Source organism: Collinsella sp. (assembly GCF_052346665.1).
GTDB lineage: Bacteria > Actinomycetota > Coriobacteriia > Coriobacteriales > Coriobacteriaceae > Collinsella.
The window spans coordinates 1-18,678 of record NZ_DAWDUX010000043.1; the positions used below are offsets into that span (position 1 = coordinate 1).

Sequence of the window (18,678 nt, forward strand, 5' to 3'; positions counted from 1 at the left end):
CGGCCTTCTTCTTGTCGAACTCATGGCCGAAGAGCACGATGGTGCCCTTCTTCCCATCCTCCTCCCCCTCGGTTGGGACGTGCGGCATCTGCTGCGTGCCCATCTCCTTCTCATCCTTATCGAAATCTTTCTTGTCTTCCATGATCGACCTCCCATGGCGAGGACTTTTCGCTATTTGGTGGCACCGCAGCCGGAGCAGGCATAGCCAGTAGTCACCGTCTCATCCCAAGCATCACTTACAAGAATCTGTTCATCCCATGCTGGTGAAGTCTCAATATATTTATTGCTATGCGATACGCAACTACCTCCATTGAGAAAAGACTGTTCCATATGGCCTGCTACGTTACCTGTAATGTCCGCCCCGCACTGATTACAAATATCTCGACATTCAACCACTGCATCGTGATGAATCGTCTGATACACAGCATCATGATGCACAACCGTGGTCTGGGGAACCCAGTTATGGGTGTGCTGCGGCTTGCTATCGCCACCGTTGTTCGAGCTGCCAGAACCGCCGTTTGAGCCAGAGTTCCCATTATTGCCAGTGCTGCCGCCATTACCGCTGGATGTGCTATTACCGCCGGTCTCGGGCTTGGATGCGCCCGTGTTCCCGCCTGACGGCTCGTCGGTCACGCCCTCCTCGGCCTTTTGGCTCTCCTCATCAACCTTATCCTTGTCGGCGTTCGGGTCGGTCTTGGCGTTCTTTTTCACCTGTTCCGGTGACGGGCGTTTAATGCTTTCAGCTTGCTTGTAGCTTGCGGCACAGTTGACCATACCGGCCGCAAGGCAAAGGGCAAGCAGTGCGCCAAGCACCATAAAGACTGCCCTCTTCTTTGATTTTGCGTTCCCGGGTTGCTCATCGTTGCGAGCGGCCTTGGATTGCTTGTCCAGTGCGATTTCCCGCTCGTCAACGTCATTTTTGGATTTCCGCGAGCCCTGCTTCCACATCATCTTTGGATGCCTCCGTTTCGCAGCGATTCCTGCGGTCGCTCGGTAGATTGTTGTATAGAGTCCGTTGTTATAGATACAACAATAGCCGATTTTGATGGCATGGATACGAGGATTCAGACATCATTCGGCACGCGTTGCAAAGAGCTCAGGGCTGGTCTTGGGGTCAGTCAGGAGAGCTTTGCGAACGCAATCGGAATGGATAGGTCGTATTACGCCTCTATCGAAGCGGGTCGCAGGAACGTGACCCTCATCAACATGAAGAAGCTTGCCGACGGGTTTGGGGTTTCGCTTTCGCAGCTGTTTGATGCAGATGTTTTCGACCTAACGGCCATTCAGCGTGAACACTACTGATTCATGAAGGCCCTTGCCACCCCGCTGACGTCTTGCGTATCGGTGTAATACCGACGGGCGGTTTCGGGATCGTGGCCGAAGAGCGCCGCCCTCATTTCAATTGGGATTCCCTTGTTGCGTGCGATTGTGTGGAGCGTGGAGCGCCAGACGTGGGAACGGGCGGTGCGGAGCAGTTCTAAGCCGCACTCCTCTGCCATTTGCTCATAAAGGGCACGGACTGCTTTTGAGCAGTTTGATTTGTCCCACTCGCGCCACGGGTCATCTGTGGCGGGGGAGGGGAAGACGAGGCCGTGATCACCGAAGTCTTCGCGCCTGCGTTGGAGCATCGATGCCACCCGGGATTCAAGTACGGGCACGATACGGCCTCTATGCGTTTTGCTTGCATCGTTGGTCACTTCAACCGTAGCGCAATCCTGCCCGACTTCATTCCATGTGAGCGAGCGAGCCTCGCCGATCCTAAGGCCCGTTGCCGCTTGCAAAGCGGTCATCTCGATTATCGAGCGGCGGACGTTGGAAAGCTGGTGGCGCGAGTATTTCCCGCGTATGGGTGCGCTTTCGTCAAGGATTGACCGCCAGTCATCGGAGAGGAGCCAATCTATTGCTCGCATCCACTCGCACTCCGTGAGGCCCTTGCCGCCGTCAGGCTTATTGCTCGCCTTGTGCTCCGGAAGGTCGAAGGATAGGCCAGCGATGGGGTTGGATGCTAGCACGCCAGAGAGAATGAGCGGCTGTATGACCCATTTGTTGACGACTTTCCGCACCTGTCTTGCCGTAGCCGTCCCGTGTTGATGGGCAATCGAGGTTAGCGCATTGCCGAAGGTGCCAGCGCGGAGCGCGTCCGCTATCGGGTATCCGCCGAGTGTATCCAAGATGATAGAAAGACACAGGATGTAACGCTCCCGTGTCGTGTCACGGATTCTAGGGCTTTCCCTTACGGCGCTCATTGCTTCGGATTTGATGTAGTTCCCGAGCAGGTCGGAGCTGCGCCATTTGTTTTGCTGTCCAAAGGTCGCTTTAAGATCTTCCGCCTGACGCCGAGCTTTTGCCCTCAGCTCCCCCTTGGTCATCTTTCCCCGCGTGTCGCGTCTCAGGGTCAATCCGTCTGGGAGCCGTATGCTCCACTTCATACGGTAACCGCCTCGTGAGTCGGGCTTGATTTGCGCGCTGTCGATTGTGTCTTGGCCCGGTTGGAGTTCGTTTCTCGGCATGTTTTCACCTAATAATGTAGAAGTGTCCCTACTATTGTCCCTACTTTTAAAGGGAAACAAAGTGATTAAAATAGTAACAGCAGGAAGTAAAAGTAGTATCTACCAGCTAAAACTTTATGATTAAAACTGATAAGAACTATAGCACAACAATACCCGGAGGTCGTAGGTTCAAATCCTGCCCCCGCGACCAAGAATTTGCAGCTCGTCGGCATAGCCGACGAGCTTTTTTCTTATCTGGGGGCTGTGTTATCGGCCCGATTCTCAACTTTTCGGTCGAAAATCTCAATCTGTAACAGGTAGACCCGATTTGGCCGGCTAGGTATTACAGATCGAGACATTTGGACAGAGCGGGCCCTGCATGCCCAATCTGACACAAGCCAGCAAGGTGCAAACTGAGGAACTTAACTAGGGAACTAGGGAACTAAACTGCGGAACTAGGGAACTTTACTGCGGAACTGGGGAATGGCTGGGGTATAGTAGGGGCTGACTAATGATTCAATCGAAGGACAGCTATGTTCATAACGAATGATATCGAGTTGGCCGCTGCGGTTGAGCACATGAGGGCCGCAGGGACGGACCTTGCCGAATGCGAACTCAAAACCGCGGCAGGCGGTTTTCCCAAGACGATGCCGGATTCGATTTCCGCTTTTGCTAATGGAGTTGGCGGAACGATCGTTTTCGGCATCAGCGAAAAAGACGGCTTCCATTCGGTGGGCATCGATGTGAAGATGATCCAGGCGCATAGCGCCCAAGCGGCGAGGGAACTCGTTGAGCCTCCCCAGATGGTCGACATCATGGTTTTGGAGTTTGAGTCGAAGCCCGTCGTTGTGGTTAATGTTCCCGAGGCTCCGCCACGGGAGAAGCCATGTTATGTCAAAAAGCTCGGTCAACGCCTTGGCTCATACATAAGAACGGGCGATGGCGACCACAAGATGTCATCTTACGAAATCGATCGATATATCGAAAATCAATATCGAAGCGCGCGCAACGATGCTGTTGTTGTTGAGGGCGCAACGATCGATGACTTTGATCAAGAATTGCTCGCAGGATGGCTCTCGCACGTGAGGTCGACGACACTGGGCAGGTCCGCGGCTTTAAGCGATGAGGAGCTCATGGCGAATCGGCGTGTAGTTTCTCTCGATGCTGAAGGGGTTTTGAGGCCGACCGTTGCCGGCATTATGGCATTGGGGTTTTCTCCGCAACAGTTTTTTCCTCGTGCCAACATTGTGTTCACAGCCTATCCGACACCGAAAAAGGGCGAAGTGGGGAGAGCTGGGGAACGTTTTTCTGATTCGGTTGATATCGATGGGCCAATACCCATCATGGTAGTTGATGCGGTGCGGGCTGCATCGCGAAACATGAAGCATGGCGCAATCGTAAAAGGTGCGTTGAGAGAAAACGTGCCGGACTACCCGTTGGCTGCAGTCCGTGAGGCTGTTGCCAACGCGTTGATGCATAGGGATTATTCTCGCGATGCGTTAGGCACCCCGGTAATGATTGACCTTTACCCCGATCGTATGGAGTTGTCCAACCCCGGCGGCTTGTTCGGCTCGTTGACGGTTGAACGTTTGGGACAACGAGGCGCAACGGCTTCGAGGAACCAGTTTCTAGCTCGAATTCTCGAGGATGTGCCCTACTCTGATGTTGATGGCAGGGTTGGTCGCGTCGTCGAGAATCGAGGCTCAGGCTATCCAACAATTAATAGGGAGCTCGAACAGGCCTTGATGCCCGCGCCGATTGCGAAGAGCACCCTCGATGAGTTTGTTTTGATCATGAGGCATCGACGCATGGCGGACCAGGAAGACCGCTCATACACAAAGGAAAACGTTAAGACTGCCATCCTTGGTTACATTGCCGATCGCGAGAGCGTAAGCACGTCGGAACTTGCGAAAGCGTCGGGTATGTCAGTGAAAACGGTGCGCCGATATCTGTCTGCGCTTATGGAGGAAGGAATTGTCGAGGGAATCGGGGCGGCCAACAGCCCCAAGCGACGCTATCGTTTGCGTCGGTAGGAGCAGTCTGGTAGCTCGCCGGGCTCACAAGCCGGAGGTCGTAGGTTCAAATCCTGCCCCCGCGACCAAGAAACTGCAGCTCGAAGACGTGATCATCTCCGAGCTTTTTGTTGTCTGTATGCTATTTACATGACCTCGACAAGTGCGGCAACCGCTCGATAAGGACGGCCGAGCAGGTGGAGGAAAAGATCGAGTCGCTTCTTGTCGATGACGACTTCAAATACTTCTCCATCGACGAGGCGCAGAACGCCCGAGACTACGAGGAGGTCGTCGGGCGGATCGTCGACAAGGACATCAGGTCTCACAACAAGATCCGGAACATCGATACGTCCAACCGCGGCATGACCTACGCCAGCAACAACTACGGAGCCCCGACAAGCCTCACCAACCTCCACGACCGCTTCACCAAGACGGAGCGCATCGCCGTTGAGCGGCGGACGATCGCCGTCTACATCCAGGTCTCGATGACGATCGTCGATGGGGGCGTGGAGGAGCGGGGGTACGGGCCGTTCGGCTACATCAGGGATGGGTGGTCGCGCAGCCTTTTCGCGCTTGACCCCCCCCGCTGCAGGAGAGGGACAGCGTCAGGCGCCTTAACATGGCGTCGTTTATGCAAGATGGCGGTGATCTCATCTGAGGTGACGCCGGGCCTTCTTGCTCCTCGGTGCGCGAACGGCGTGGACGCCGAACGGGGGCCGTCGCTGCCGGGCCGCGGGACGGCGTGGCCCTTGCCCGCACGAACTCGCGAAGCCACGAAAAAGTGCGATGCATTTCAGCCAATCTGACTTGAAAATAGGCCAATGCGCCGCTCCTCCGGCCTTTTGAGCAAATGAACTGCTTTGCATAATGCGTGTCGGGGCTGAGCTGCGAGTGGCGTCTTGAGCTTTTTCGTATTCGTTTTCGGAAAAGCCGAGTACAGCGGGTTTCAAGTTAGGAAAAACCGCAGGTGACGGTGGGTCGTCTGTCGGGGCTACTCGCCATTATTTGATTTGAATACGAAAAAGCTCGACTTGGTGGATTCGGAGGTCGGTTTGAAGCCCGTCATGCAGGTGGAGCCGCCCTTGACGGGCGGCTCCACCTGTTCAGAACGACGTATTGATGTGCCAAATGCTGGCATGCGAATCGATATGGGCTGTGGCGTGCGGATCGGCGCGGCGCGGCACCATTCGACCGCCGTCAAGACGCGTCCCGAATCCCGAGGCAACGCACGTGGCTTAGGCGCAAGTCCTACGCAGCGCGGGACATGGCCTGCTCGAAGTCGCGGGTGCCCTTGAAGACCTCGTGCTTGTAGGGGTTCACGCCGAGCTTCTTGGCGCGGTACATGATGTAGCCAAAGGCTGCGATGTTTACCACGAGGGCGATCGCGGAGACCGCCAGGTTGACCTGCGGGTTGTTCACGGAGTTCGTGGAGAACACGGAGTAATCCTGGAACATCGGGAACACTTGGGCGAACATGCACCAGATGGCGAGGGTGTTTGCGCGGTTCTGGATCCAGCCGCCCTTGTTCCAGAAGAAGTTCGCCACGGTAGGCGCGAGCAGCAGCGCCAGGCCGCAGTACCAGGCGTGCGTGGGCAGGCAGTTGTAGGTGTAGCAGAAGTTCCACAGGTCGTAAGCAACGATGTAAACCCAGGTCATGTCGGGCCACAGCATGTCGTCGCCCTTCTTGGAACGGTAGATGCCCCACCAACCGGTCATGCAGAAGATGTTGATGAGGCCGGCGATGCCGTTGAACACGTTGTGCCAGCCGCCCATGAGGGTAACGCCCTCGGAGGAGACCCAGGTGGTGCCAAAGGCACGCACGGCACTCTCGAAGTCGCTCACCACGGCGATGAGGATGTTGATGGCCACGATGGCGAAGGGGAAGACCTTGAAGGCCTCGCTACGCCCGAGCTTGCCCCAGCCGTACTTGAGCATCATGAAGCCGATGCAGCCGGCGGTGGCGGCGTAGAGCTTGGCGTAGTGGAACCAGCTGCCCATGTGCAGGTACGTGGGGTTGTTGAGCGCCCACTCCATTCCCATCCCGGCGCATACGTAGATGGAGATGAAGTACACCGTGAGCACGGCGGGGATGCCGAGGAAGCACACGATGCCGCCGATCTTGGAGCGGCGGGCGATCTCGTTGGCGGCGATGAGGCCCGCAAAGACCATAATCCATCCCAGCCACTGGAACATGGCGTTTTCGCCATAAACCTGGAACAACATCTGTTCCCCTTTCTATCTCGGGCCGTAACGGCCTTGATCGACATTCGAGGAGGAAGCCCCTAGCGGACGGGGCGGCGTTCGGGGTACTTCGCCGTGTAGCCCTCGATGTGCAGCGTGCTCGCGATGATATCCTTGATGGTTTCCTCAGGTGCATCGGGGTGCGTGCGCACATACATGATGAGACCGGTGATGAGCACGTAGAACGTTTCGTACAGGTGGTCGATGCGCACCTCGTGGCGAGCGGCGAAGTCAACGACGGTCGACGAGCACACGTAGCGGGCGGTGCGGTCGGCAACGCGATGTACGAACGACGCATAAAGCGAGGCATCTCCCCCGTGCGCCACGGAGCGCGCCGTGTGGTCAGAATCGCCGCGCACCATGGATTTGAGCAAATGGGCCGCTTGGTCAAGGGCGCCTTCGATGTCTCCGGGCACACGGCTGGCGTTCCAATCGATGAGCCGCTCGACAAAGGCATCGATGCTCTGGTCGAGGACGGCCTGCAGCGCGTCTTCCTTAGTGGGGAAGTAGTGATAGAACAGCGAGCGCGTGCAGCCCACGCGCTTGGTTATGGAAGAGATGGACAGGCGGCTGATCCCGTCTTCCTCGATGGCGGACCGCACGGCAGCGAGGATGTCGCCGCGCCGATCGTCGTGTGCGAGTCGCTCGTGGTGACCGGGTGCTTCGCTGGCCATGACCGTTCCTCCTTGTTGTCCCTGCCTTTACCGATTCCAGTCTTGACCTTTGTTGACAAAACGTCAATATGTAATTTGACAAAGTGTCAACGAATTCGCTGAACGGCATATGACAGGGAAATGCCAGTTGGGAGGGCTCATGGGAGATGTTCGCGTTATTGAGGTCAAACAGAGCGTATTCGCCGATAACGATCGCAAGGCGGAGGAGCTGCGCGGGACGCTGCGCGAGCGCGGGACATTCCTGCTCAATCTGATGTCCAGCCCGGGCTCGGGCAAGACCACCACGCTCACGCGCACGATCGAGGCGCTGCGCGACGAGATGTCCATCGCGGTGATGGAGGCCGATATCGACTCCGATGTCGACACGCGCACCATTCTCGGCACCGGGGCCCGCGCCATCCAGCTGCACACGGGAGGCATGTGCCACCTCGACGCGTACATGACCGAGCAAGGCCTGGACGAGCTTGTGACGAGTGAGGGCTCCGACGGCGAAGAGGCCACCGGGGCGCCAGTCGACCTGGCGATTTTGGAGAACGTGGGCAACCTGGTTTGCCCCGCCGAGTTCGACACGGGCGCATCGGCCAACGCGATGATCCTGTCGGTGCCGGAGGGCGACGACAAGCCACTTAAGTACCCGCTCATGTTCAGCATCTGCGACGTGGTACTCATCAACAAGATCGATGCACTGCCCGTGTTCGACACGTTCAGCATGGAGCGCGTGCGCGAGAACATCCTCATGCGCAACCCGAACGCGACCATCATCCCCATCAGCGCCAAGACGGGCGAGGGCATCGACGTCTGGGCCGACTGGCTGCGCACGCGCGTGGCGGAGTGGAAGACCGCGGATGAGGGGCGCCGGGCCTCGATATAGGGATGACCTCGATGTGGAAAAGTCCTCCCAAACAGGGTGCTTCCCCAAAAAGCCGTCTCTACATTGAGGCACCTTCACACAGCACGAAAGGAATCAACATGATCGTAAACGGTCCCGGAATCTCGTTCACCGAGCCCGATATCGGATCCGAGTTCGTCCCACCCATCCCCGAGAACCCGCGCGAGAAGATCGTGGCGCTGTGCGAGCACTGCACCAACCGCCTGTTGGGCCGCAAGGAGCTCAAGCCCTTCGAGTATTGGGCGTTCGCCGAGGTGACGACCGACGAGATGGCCGACGTGCTCCTTAAGATGAAGATGCGCCGCCCCTACACCCTTACCGACGCGGCGAAGGCCACCGGCATGGATTCCGAGCCGCTCGAGAAGCTCCTCGACGAGATGAGCTACATCGGCCTGCTCGAGTACAACTGGGAGAACCCCACGCGCACCAAGCAGTGGGTCCTGCCCATGCTCGTGCCCGGCTCGGCGGAGTTCCTCAACATGCGCCAGTCCCAGATCGACGAGCACCCGGCGGTGGCGAAGTTCTTCGAGCAGGCCTCTAAGGGGGCCCTCGCGAAGGCGACGCCGATGGTCCCGCCCGGAGGCGCGGGCATCGGAATGCACGTCATCCCGGTGGAGCAGGCCATTCAGATGGAGGACCGCTCCGTCTCCATCGAGCACATCGAGCACTGGCTCGACAAGTACGAGGGCAAGTACGCCGCGAGCCCCTGCAGCTGCCGCATGAGCCGTGCGAAGCTGGGCGAGGGCTGCGGCGACGACCCGAACGACTGGTGCATCGCCGTGGGCGACATGGCCGATTACGTGGTGGAGACCGATCGCGGCCACTACATCACGCGCGAGGAGGTCTACGAGACCCTGCGCCAGGCCGAGGCGAACGGCTTCGTGCACCAGATCACCAACATCGATGGCGAGGACAAGATCTTCGCAATCTGCAACTGCAACGTGAACGTGTGCTACGCGCTGCGCACCTCGCAGCTGTTCAACACCCCGAACCTGTCCCGCTCGGCGTACGTGGCGCGCACCGAGGCCGACAAGTGCGTCGCGTGCGGCCGCTGCGTCGAGGTGTGCCCCGCGGGCGCCGTCAAGCTCGGCCAGAAGCTCTGCGCCGCGAGCACGGGCAAGGTGCCGGAGTACCCCAAGCAGGAACTGCCGGACGCCGTGAAGTGGGGCCCCGAGAAGTGGAGCCCCGACTACCGCAACAAGAACCGCATCGAGACGTACGACACGGGCACCTCCCCCTGTAAGACGGCGTGCCCCGCGCACATCGCCGTCCAGGGCTACCTCAAACTCGCCGCCCAGGGGCGCTACCGCGACGCGCTCGCCCTCATCAAGCGCGAGAACCCGCTTCCGGCGATCTGCGGCCGCATCTGCAACCGCCGCTGCGAGGACGCCTGCACGCGCGGCCGCATCGACGCCGCCGTGGCCATCGACGAGGTGAAGAAGTTCATCGCCCAGCAGGACCTCGTGGCCGAGAACCGCTACGTGCCGGAGGTCGTGACGCCCACGCGCGCCGGCGGCTTCGACGACAAGATCGCCGTGATCGGCGCCGGTCCCGCGGGCCTCTCCTGCGCGTTCTATCTCGCGGAGAAGGGCTACAAGCCGGTCATCTTCGAGAAGAGTGCCCGCCCCGGCGGCATGCTCACCTACGGAATCCCGAGCTACAAGCTGGAGAAGGACGTCATCGAGGCCGAGGTCGAGATCATCCGCGAGATGGGCGTCGACATCCGCCTGGGCGTCGAGGTCGGTCGCGATGTGACCCTCGACGAGCTGCGCGAGCAGGGCTTCAAGGCGTTCTACGTGGCGATCGGCTGCCAGGGCGGCCGTCTGCCCGGCATCCCGGGCGAGGACGCCGAGGGCGTCTCGGTCGCCGTCGATTTCCTCCGCGGCGTGGCCGAGCAGCAGGACGGCGACGGCGAGGCCGCGCCGATGCCCGGCCGCACGATCGTCGTCGGCGGCGGAAATGTCGCCATTGATGTGGCCCGTACCGCAGCGCGCCTGGGCTCCGAGCACGTGGAGATGTTTTGCCTGGAGAGCTCCGAGGATATGCCGGCGAGCGTCGAGGAAGTTGTCGAGGCCAATGAGGACGGCGTGCACATCTCCTGCGGCTGGGGTCCCGTTGAGGTCCGCACAGGTGAGAATGGTCGCGTGAGCGAGGTCGTTTTCAAGCGCTGCCTGCGCGTGTTCAACGACGAGGGGCGGTTCGACCCGCAGTATGACGAGAACGAGCTGCGAACCGTCGCCGCCGACCGCGTCGTGTTCTCCATCGGTCAGTCGATCGTGTGGGGCGACCTGCTCGAGGGCGAGGCCGTCGAGCTCGGCCGCGGCCAGGGCGCCATTGCCGACCCCAAGACGTATCAGACCGCGCAGCCCGACATCTTCGTGGGCGGCGACGTCTACACGGGCCCGAAGTTCGCCATCGATGCCATCGCCGCCGGTCACGAGGCCGCGATCTCCATCCACCGCTTCGTGCAGGACGCGACGCTCACCATCGGTCGCAACCCGCGCGCGTATCGCGAGCTCAACCGCGATGACGTGGAGTTTGGCAGCTACGACACCGCGAGCCGTGGCGACGCAGTTCATAACTACGGTCGCGAGAAGGTCCAGCCCTTCCGCGAGTACGTCGAGACGTTCACCGAGGAGCAGGTCCGCGCCGAGACCGCGCGTTGCCTGGGCTGCGGTGCGAGCATCGTCGACGAGAACAAGTGCATCGGCTGCGGCCTGTGTACCACCAAGTGCGCGTTCGACGCCATCCACCTGCACCGCGAGCATCCCGAGTGCAGCAACATGGTGAAGTACGAGAAGAAGGTCCCGAGCTTGGCGAAGTACGCGCTCAAGCGCGAGATCAAAATCCGCTTTGGCTCAAAGGGATCCAAATAACCCATCTTGCCTCTCAGCCGGGGGGGGGTGACCAAAAGGCCTGGCCCTCTCGGCTGTCAAGGCGATTTAGGGCGTTTTGACCCTTTGAGTTTGGAGTTTTGTTCATGCATGAATTGGGCATTGTCTTCCATATCATCCGTAGCGTTGAGGAGGTTGCGGCGCACAATAACCTGCGTCGCGTCTCCTCGGTCACGCTGGAGCTCGGCGAAGTGTCGGGCATCATCCCGAGGTACCTCACCGACTGCTGGAACTGGGCATGCGCCAAGCATGACCTGATGCGTGGGGCGGAACTTGTAATCGAGGAGGTGCCCGCCGTCACGTTCTGCGAGGCCTGCGAAAAGACGTACGGCACGGTCGAGCACGGGCGCACGTGTCCGTATTGCGGCAGCGAGCGCACCTACCTGGTGCAGGGCGACGAGTCAGTTATCAAGGAGATCGCCACTCCCGACGAGGAGGGGTCCGCCGTCTCGGCTGCTGATGGGTGCGCCCACGAAAGCTTCCATTGAGAGGTGGCGTCGAGGTCGCTGTGGGGCCCCGAGTATTATCCGGTTCCTCGCAACGATGCCCGGTTATCGCTCGAATTGTTCGGCGAACTGCCTCGCGAGGGCGCTCAGCTCGTTGACCTGCTGCTCGAGCTCGGCGATGCGCCGCGCGTTGCCCGCGATGCCCTCGCGGTTCATGAGGGAGTCCTCCTCGACGGGGTCGGGCATGTTCTCTCGGTGGCAGCTTGCATCGAAGCTTTCGCTCATCACGCGGCATCCGTTGCGCTTGACCACGCGCCCGGGGATGCCAACAACCGTGCAGTTGTTGGGTACGTCCTTCACCACAACGGAGTTGCCTCCGATACGTACGTTGTCGCCAATATGGATATTGCCCAAAACCTTGGCCCCCGTTCCCACGGTGACATTGTTGCCAAGCGTGGGGTGGCGCTTGCCGCTCTCGTTGCCCGTGCCTCCCAGGGTGACGCCTTGGTACAAGACGCAGTCGTCGCCGACAATGGTCGTCTCGCCTATCACCACACCCATGGCATGATCGATGAAGAGACGCCGCCCAAGCTGCGCGGCGGGATGAATCTCGACGCCGGTGAAAAACCTCGTGACCTGCGAAAGGACGCGAGCGAGGCCGCGTGCTCCGTGCTCCCACAACCAATGTTCGGGTGTGTGCATCCACTTGGCGTGGAGCCCTGGATAGGAGAGGAAGATCACAAGGCTGCTCTGCGCGGCGGGGTCGTTGGCCTTGACGGTCGCGATGTCCTCGCGGACGGTGGCGATGGCTCCCATGTCTTCCTCCTGGGGCGCTTGGCTTTTTTGGCGTGTGAGGTGCAAGTGTACGCGCCCTCCCGTGTAATGTCGAGAGAATCGCTAGGATTAACAAGATGGAGACAGAGGCGGGGCGCGCGATCGCGTGATGTCGCACGCCTCCATGCCGAGGGGGTTCTGGAAAGACTGCGCACATTACCAAGGCGTTATGCGCGACCGCTATTATGGTGAACATTGCATTTTGCAGCAGTTGATCAATGCAGTCGCTTAGAAGGGCATCACATGCAAGAGGCATTCTTCAGTTTCATCAGCCAGTTTGGCTACTTCGCGGTCGCAGGCCTCATCTTGTTCGAGAACGTGTTCCCTCCCATCCCGAGTGAGCTCATCCTGCCGCTGTCCGGTTTCCTCGCAACGCAAACCGCGATGACGCTCCCGGGAGTCATCGTCGCTGCCACTGTGGGCTCCGTTGTGGGCGCGTATTTCCTCTACGGCATCGGCCGCTTGCTTTCGCAGGAGCGCCTCGAGGGCTTCTTCGACACCAAGCCCATGCGCATGCTGGGCTTCCATTCCGACGATGTGGCCAAGGCCATTGGCTGGTTCGACCGCAAGGGCCAGATCACGGTACTTGTCTGCCGCTGCATCCCCGTGGTGCGCAGCCTCATCTCCATTCCCGCTGGGACCGCCAAGATGAACATGGTCCGCTTTGCGATCTACACCCTCGTGGGCTCGCTGGCGTGGAACGCCATCCTGTGCACGCTCGGCTTTTGGGCCGGCGGCGCTTGGGAGCAAATCACTGCTCAGGCCGAGTGGGTGTCGAGCGTCGTGAAGGTCGTCATCATTGTCGTAGCTGTCGCTGTGGTGGCTTGGTGGATCAAGTTCCGCATCCTGCCGGCGCGTGCCGAGCAGAAGCGCCGTGAGGCCGAGGGCGAGTAGGGACGCGGGCGCGGGTGCATCGCCGCGCGAACCGTTTCGCGGTGATTAATTTTGCCGACACTCCATCGTGGCGGAGTACAATCAAGCGTACATGCCGTTGCCGGGCCATGTGCCCGGCATTCTCGTTTGCAAGGGGCCTCCGCCTGGAGGGCCCTTACGTTGAACGCGCGCCCCCGACGAGGGGCTTCATCGAGTAAGGAGTTCGCGATGACCGTTGAGAAGAAGGACCTGGACTGGGGTAACCTCGACTTCAGCTACCGCAAGACGGACTACAGCTACGTGTCCAACTACAAGGACGGCGCATGGGACGAGGGCGGTCTCACCACCGACCATACCATCACGCTGTCCGAGTGCGCGGGAATCCTCCATTACTGTCAGGAGGTCTTCGAGGGCCTCAAGGCCTACACCACCGAGGACGGCTCCATCGTCTGCTTCCGCCCCGACATGAATGCCCAGCGCATGGCTGATTCCGCCGAGCGCCTCGTGATGCCCGCCTTCCCGCAGGACCGCTTCGTTGAGGCCGTCAAGCAGGTCGTCGAGGCAAACGCCGCGTGGGTGCCGCCGTTCGGCTCCGGCGCCACGCTCTACGTGCGCCCGCTCATGGTCGCCACGGGCGACGTCATCGGCGTCAAGCCTGCCGACGAGTATCAGTTCCGCATCCTCGTGACCCCGGTGGGCCCGTACTTCAAGGGTGGCGACACGGCGGTCAAGCTGTGCGTCTCCAAGTATGACCGCGCCGCGCCCCACGGCACCGGCAACATCAAGGCCGGCCTCAACTACGCCATGAGCCTCAAGGCCGGCATGGACGCACACGCCAATGGCTATGCCGAGAACCTCTACCTCGACTCCGAGTCCCGCACCTACGTTGAGGAGACCGGCGGCGCCAACGTGCTGTTCGTCGCCAAGGACGGCACGCTCGTGGTGCCCAAGTCCCACACCGACTCGATCCTGCCCTCCATCACCCGCCGCTCGCTCGTCCAGGTTGCCCAGGACCTGGGCATCACCGTTGACGAGCGCCCCGTCACGTGGGCCGAGGTCACCTCGGGTGCCTTTGTGGAGTGCGGCCTGTGCGGCACCGCCGCGGTCATCTCCCCGGTGGGCGAGATCCACGACAGCGACACGGTCGTGGTCTTCCCCGACGGTCACGAGACCTCCGGTCCGGTGATGAAGAAGCTTCGCGAGACTCTCACCGGCATCCAGGGCGGCAGCATCGAGGACAAGCACGGTTGGGTCTGCAAGATCTGCTAAGGCGTTTCCAGTCCAGGTTGCTCCGCCCGAACTGCATAGATGATGGTGTGGACGTTCGATGGTAGTCGGGCGTCCATGTTTTTCAGTGGTGGACCTCAATTCATTTGACAGATCGGAAGACTCGGGAAGCGAGGCGAACACCGCGCCAAGAGGAACGAGCGGCATGAAATGCGGAGCGAACGCAGCGAAAAACGGAACAAGCGGCATGAAACGCGACGCGAGCGGACGAAAAGCGGCGTGAACGGTACCTGCTGTATCGCGGTAAAGACGCTGGGCATGAGGGGTGTAATATGAACGCATGCGTCTGCCGTTTTATGCTGCCTGTGAGGTGCCTGCTATGTTCGTTATCGGAACGAAGTTCGGAAAGGGGGGTGCTCGTCGATTTAAAGTCGGGCACCGTCTGCTGATGGGTGCCGGTGTGCGCGCCATTGTCGCCGTCGCGTGTGCTGCGGCGATGGTTTTGGAGGCCATCCCGCCAGGAGAGGCCCATGCGGCTCTCGCGGACGATCTCCAAAAACACCTCATCCAGACGGTCTCGCCTTCGGGCACCACTATCAACCTGTTCGATTATTGGGTGAACGACGCCGATGAGAGTGCGATCTCGGGCGATAACGGCGGAATCAACCGCGGGCACACCCTCAAATTCAACAACGGTGACCTCAACGGCGGCGCTGCCGGCTCTGGCGAAGGCCCCAATGCGTGGACGGGCGGGGCCGACCGCTACGGCGGAATCGTGAAGGACAAGCTGGAGAATGGCTACCCGGTGCTTTCGGGGACGAGTTATCTTGATGAGGAATCGCTCGCGTACCTGTTCGACGCCTTCTCGGGTTCAGGCAAGAAGGCTCACATCGGCACCACGGGGCTGCTCAAAGCTGCGAACGGGTATTACGTGTATGACACGACGAATTTCGCGTCCTTCAACGTCGACTCCAATAGCTTTTCCGTCTACGACACATGGGGCATCAAGGGCTCGGGGGCGAGCTACAACGCCAACGGCCAGTTCTTCCCGTTCGCGCCCATCGACGAGGTGTTCGAGGAAGAGCGGGGAGGTGCCCTTGTCCAAACGGACGTCAACGCCGATGCGCCTGGGCTGAACCATCATTTCGGCATGTCCATGTCATCGCGGTTCGTGCAGCCCAGGGACGGCGTGACGCCGCAGGGTGACGCTATGGTCTTCGAGTTCTCCGGAGACGACGACGTATGGGTCTTTGTGGATGACATCTTGGTGGGGGACCTCGGCGGCATCCACAACGAGGCGACGCTGAGCATCGATTTTAAAACGGGCGCCGTCAAGATCAACGGGCGCTCGGATGGCACCATGAGGGGCAAGTTCGAATCTGCGGGGGCGGAGACCTCCGCTTTCGACGGTGGTTCGAGCAGATTCAAGGACGGCACCCAGCACACGCTGCGTTTCTTCTACCTTGAGCGGGGCGCGGGTGCCTCGAACATGAGCCTCAAGTTCAACCTCGTGAACGTTCCCAACACCGACATCGTCAAGGTCGACCAGCACGGCGACCCGGTCGCGGGTGCGGGCTTCACGCTGTATCGTTCGAACGCGAACTGGGACGAGGTCGCGCAGCTCGCCACCGGCGTCACCGACGTCAACGGCGGTATGGTGCTCACGGAGGACGACGGCACGGTGCTGAGCTTCGATGAGCTCTATGAGCGCGATACGTCGCCCAACCATGCCGATAGCACGTATTACCTGCTCAAGGAGACGAGGATTCCCGCCGGCCACAAGGCGCCCCTCGAGTACACGGACAAATGCATGCACCTTCAGTACATCTACTCCGACCAGATGGGAAGCGGTTACTTCGTCGATCCGGCGGGGACCGAAACCTCCGATAGCTGGATGTGGAAGAACGGCGCCTCGATTGTGGCGAAGGAGGTCATCACGGCCCCGAATGACCCCGTCGAGGATGAGACCGGCGAGAAGGTCGATGTGTCGCAGGGCACGCTGTTCGCGGTCGCATTCAAGAAGACGAAGGCGGACGGTGTCGATTCGTGGGCTCCCATATACGGCAGCCCCGTGGAGGGCTACAAGGTGCTTTCGGGCGGCGCCTGGGACGACGTCATCGCGGCGGCAAAAGGCGACGAGCACGTCTTCACTCTGACGGCGAGCGGTCAGCTCCAGGTCGAACTCGACGACTTGCCGGGTGACATAGCCAAGTATTACCTGCTCATGGATGAGGACGAGCGCGATCAGGCCGAATATACGGTGGCGCTGTACTTCACGACTGCCGCAAACGGCCTGAACGGTGCGACCGACGCCAATACGGTGCGTCTGAAGAATGACGGTTTCGAGCGCCAGTTCGCATCGACGATGTATATCACAAACGTTAAGGACCGCCTGTTCGTCATGAAGGTCGACGATGCAGGCAATCCGGTCGCCGAGGCCGAGTTCACCTTGTACAAGGCAGATCAGGTGAATACCGACGGCGGTGTGGTGCGCCCGATCGACGAGGACGTCTACTACGATCGACTGGTGACGCAGGAGCAGCTCACCGCGCCCGTCAAACTCTCCGGTGCGGGCGTGTTCCCGATCACGGCGGAGCGGTTCAACCCGCTTTCAAACGGCGTGTACTACCTCAAGGAGACGGGTGTTCCCGCTGGCCATGAGATAAACGACGAGTACGTCAAGGTCATCGTCGATGATACGGGCGTCTATGCCGATGCCGGCGCGAAGGATGACGGCATCAAGACCTTCTCGGGCGCGGGAAACTTACTGGCGTCGCTCGGTCAATACGGGGAAAACGACGATGTGAACAACACGCTGACGTGGATCAGGGGGTCCAAGCAGACGGGCGTGCTGGGCGATGCCGGCGCGATTGAATGGGGGAGCCCGAGCACGGCGCCCGACGACATCGTCGACCTCGAGTACGGGGCTGCCGGAGGCGCCTTGCAGTACGGTCCTGCGGAGCCGGGAGGGGCGTTTCGCATCTACTGCGACGAGGGCATCAATCGCCTGTACATCCAACAGGCCGATGAGAACAAGGACCCTGACTCCAAGGGCACTTGGACGAACCTCGGTGCCATGCAGATCAACCAGCTGTTCACCGGGGCAACATGCGTGCAGGTGACCAATGAGCGCACGGCATCCATCGAGGTGACCAAGCGGGTGTCCGCAGCCGCGGGGCTTGCTCCCGACCCGGATGCCGCCTTCCCCTTCGAGTTCACGTTCGACGGCGCGGGTTCCGACGGTGCGCTTACGTACAAGGCGCGTGTGTTCGAGGCCGATGGCAGTCCCGTGGGCGATGCCGACCTCGATATAGAGACTGGCAGCGTGGTGACGCTCAAAGCCGACCAGACCATACGCGTGTACGGCGTGCCCGAGGATGTGAGGTACACGGTCCGCGAGGTGACGACTGCCGAATCGCCCACGCTGTTCAACCTGTTCGGCCTGCTGAACGCGGCGAATGCGCCCCAGATGCCCGAGGGCTTCACGCTGGTCTCGCGCACCCTCAATGGCGAGGAGGTCGCGGGCCAGGGGGATGAGATCGAGGCGGTCGCGGATGCGGTGGCGGACGTCTTGGTGTTCACGAATCTCTATGAAGTCAAGCCGGTCGTGCTGCCGGACGCCGCGAAGATCTCCGCTAAAAAGGTGCTTACGGGTCGAACGGATGACGTGTGGATCGAGGCGGATGCGTACACCGTGGTCATGGGCCTGCCCTCCGTCCAGCCCGCCGGCGGGGGTGCCCAGGTTGCCGCGGACGACACGGCGAGTGTGACCATCACCAAGGACACGCCGGATCATACCGCGACCTTTGGGCTGCCGAGATACGATGCGCCCGGCGACCACGTGAGCTATATCTATGAGGTCGACCCGTCCGTGGCTTCGGGCGAGCGCGTGCCCGGCGTGACGTATTCCGATGCGCTCTACCGCGTGGCCGCCACGACGGTCGATAACGGCGACGGCACCATGCGGGTGACCAAGGTAGTCCTCGATATGCTGATCGACGATGTGGGCAATGCGGTTCCTGTCGATAATCAACTCGTCGGATCCGTCACGTTTGACGAGGACGGCACCTCCGCGACGCACGGTGCCATGACCGTCGTG

Annotated in this window: 14 protein-coding genes; 9 read left to right on the plus strand and 5 right to left on the minus strand. The window is 60.5% G+C overall.

What is annotated here, in order from left to right:
* Window positions 1-171: 171 nt before the first annotated feature.
* The gene (locus ACT8II_RS07910) at window positions 172-951 is read right to left on the minus strand and encodes a hypothetical protein (protein ID WP_443813678.1); all 780 of its coding nucleotides are present in this window, start codon (window positions 949-951) and stop codon (window positions 172-174) included.
* Window positions 952-1,050: 99 nt separating this feature from the next.
* Between ACT8II_RS07910 and ACT8II_RS07915 the strand changes: the two genes are divergently transcribed.
* Window positions 1,051-1,302 (plus strand): helix-turn-helix domain-containing protein, encoded by a 252-nt coding sequence (locus ACT8II_RS07915; protein WP_443813679.1) that lies wholly within the window; start codon window positions 1,051-1,053, stop codon window positions 1,300-1,302.
* Here the strand turns inward: ACT8II_RS07915 and ACT8II_RS07920 are convergent.
* Window positions 1,296-2,429: a tyrosine-type recombinase/integrase gene (locus ACT8II_RS07920; RefSeq protein WP_443813681.1), complete on the minus strand. Its 1,134-nt coding sequence runs from the start codon at window positions 2,427-2,429 to the stop codon at window positions 1,296-1,298. The two genes, ACT8II_RS07915 and ACT8II_RS07920, sit on opposite strands and share 7 nt — an antisense overlap.
* A gap of 593 nt (window positions 2,430-3,022) precedes the next feature.
* Between ACT8II_RS07920 and ACT8II_RS07925 the strand changes: the two genes are divergently transcribed.
* Entirely contained in the window at window positions 3,023-4,522 is a 1,500-nt protein-coding gene (locus ACT8II_RS07925; protein ID WP_443813682.1) for an ATP-binding protein, read from the plus strand.
* Window positions 4,523-4,698: 176 nt separating this feature from the next.
* Window positions 4,699-5,307 carry a hypothetical protein gene (locus tag ACT8II_RS07930; RefSeq protein ID WP_443813683.1) on the plus strand — a complete coding sequence of 203 codons (609 nt, stop codon included), beginning with the start codon at window positions 4,699-4,701 and terminating at the stop codon, window positions 5,305-5,307.
* Between the two features lie 442 nt (window positions 5,308-5,749).
* Here the strand turns inward: ACT8II_RS07930 and ACT8II_RS07935 are convergent, their stop codons facing one another.
* Window positions 5,750-6,724, minus strand: a complete 975-nt coding sequence (locus ACT8II_RS07935) for a DUF5692 family protein (RefSeq protein WP_118652213.1) — start codon at window positions 6,722-6,724, stop codon at window positions 5,750-5,752.
* A 59-nt stretch (window positions 6,725-6,783) separates the two neighbouring features.
* A complete protein-coding gene (locus ACT8II_RS07940; RefSeq protein WP_118652216.1) occupies window positions 6,784-7,416 on the minus strand; it encodes a TetR/AcrR family transcriptional regulator in 633 nt (210 codons plus the stop codon).
* Window positions 7,417-7,555: 139 nt separating this feature from the next.
* On the opposite strand from ACT8II_RS07940, the gene hypB reads away from it, so the two are divergent.
* From hypB to ACT8II_RS07955, 3 genes are all read left to right on the plus strand, one after another.
* Window positions 7,556-8,287 carry a hydrogenase nickel incorporation protein HypB gene (gene hypB / locus ACT8II_RS07945; protein ID WP_294160048.1) on the plus strand — a complete coding sequence of 244 codons (732 nt, stop codon included), beginning with the start codon at window positions 7,556-7,558 and terminating at the stop codon, window positions 8,285-8,287.
* 98 nt (window positions 8,288-8,385) lie between these two features.
* Window positions 8,386-11,181: an FAD-dependent oxidoreductase gene (locus ACT8II_RS07950; RefSeq protein WP_443813684.1), complete on the plus strand. Its 2,796-nt coding sequence runs from the start codon at window positions 8,386-8,388 to the stop codon at window positions 11,179-11,181.
* A 104-nt stretch (window positions 11,182-11,285) separates the two neighbouring features.
* A complete protein-coding gene (locus ACT8II_RS07955; protein WP_443813685.1) occupies window positions 11,286-11,687 on the plus strand; it encodes a hydrogenase maturation nickel metallochaperone HypA in 402 nt (133 codons plus the stop codon).
* A 63-nt stretch (window positions 11,688-11,750) separates the two neighbouring features.
* Here the strand turns inward: ACT8II_RS07955 and cysE are convergent, their stop codons facing one another.
* Window positions 11,751-12,461: a serine O-acetyltransferase gene (cysE, locus tag ACT8II_RS07960; protein WP_443813686.1), complete on the minus strand. Its 711-nt coding sequence runs from the start codon at window positions 12,459-12,461 to the stop codon at window positions 11,751-11,753.
* Between the two features lie 261 nt (window positions 12,462-12,722).
* Here cysE and ACT8II_RS07965 point away from each other — a divergent pair, with 261 nt between their 5' ends.
* From ACT8II_RS07965 to ACT8II_RS07975, 3 genes are all read left to right on the plus strand, one after another.
* Complete coding sequence (locus tag ACT8II_RS07965) at window positions 12,723-13,373, plus strand: DedA family protein (RefSeq protein WP_294121541.1); 651 nt, start codon at window positions 12,723-12,725, stop codon at window positions 13,371-13,373.
* 207 nt (window positions 13,374-13,580) lie between these two features.
* On the plus strand, window positions 13,581-14,621 hold the full coding sequence (locus tag ACT8II_RS07970; RefSeq protein ID WP_118652230.1) for a branched-chain amino acid aminotransferase: 1,041 nt from the start codon (window positions 13,581-13,583) through the stop codon (window positions 14,619-14,621).
* 337 nt (window positions 14,622-14,958) lie between these two features.
* Window positions 14,959-18,678: SpaA isopeptide-forming pilin-related protein (locus tag ACT8II_RS07975; RefSeq protein ID WP_443813688.1), on the plus strand; the 3,720-nt coding region annotated here is incomplete at its 3' end.

Coding starts and splice junctions, on each gene's coding strand:
- ACT8II_RS07940 (WP_118652216.1), bottom strand. CDS start 7,416: ATGGCCAGCGAAGCACCCGGTCACCACGAGCGACTCGCACACGACGAT.
- ACT8II_RS07950 (WP_443813684.1), top strand. CDS start 8,386: ATGATCGTAAACGGTCCCGGAATCTCGTTCACCGAGCCCGATATCGGA.
- hypB (WP_294160048.1), top strand. CDS start 7,556: ATGGGAGATGTTCGCGTTATTGAGGTCAAACAGAGCGTATTCGCCGAT.
- ACT8II_RS07970 (WP_118652230.1), top strand. CDS start 13,581: ATGACCGTTGAGAAGAAGGACCTGGACTGGGGTAACCTCGACTTCAGC.
- ACT8II_RS07965 (WP_294121541.1), top strand. CDS start 12,723: ATGCAAGAGGCATTCTTCAGTTTCATCAGCCAGTTTGGCTACTTCGCG.
- ACT8II_RS07925 (WP_443813682.1), top strand. CDS start 3,023: ATGTTCATAACGAATGATATCGAGTTGGCCGCTGCGGTTGAGCACATG.
- ACT8II_RS07955 (WP_443813685.1), top strand. CDS start 11,286: ATGCATGAATTGGGCATTGTCTTCCATATCATCCGTAGCGTTGAGGAG.
- ACT8II_RS07920 (WP_443813681.1), bottom strand. CDS start 2,429: ATGAAGTGGAGCATACGGCTCCCAGACGGATTGACCCTGAGACGCGAC.
- cysE (WP_443813686.1), bottom strand. CDS start 12,461: ATGGGAGCCATCGCCACCGTCCGCGAGGACATCGCGACCGTCAAGGCC.
- ACT8II_RS07935 (WP_118652213.1), bottom strand. CDS start 6,724: ATGTTGTTCCAGGTTTATGGCGAAAACGCCATGTTCCAGTGGCTGGGA.
- ACT8II_RS07910 (WP_443813678.1), bottom strand. CDS start 951: ATGATGTGGAAGCAGGGCTCGCGGAAATCCAAAAATGACGTTGACGAG.
- ACT8II_RS07915 (WP_443813679.1), top strand. CDS start 1,051: ATGGATACGAGGATTCAGACATCATTCGGCACGCGTTGCAAAGAGCTC.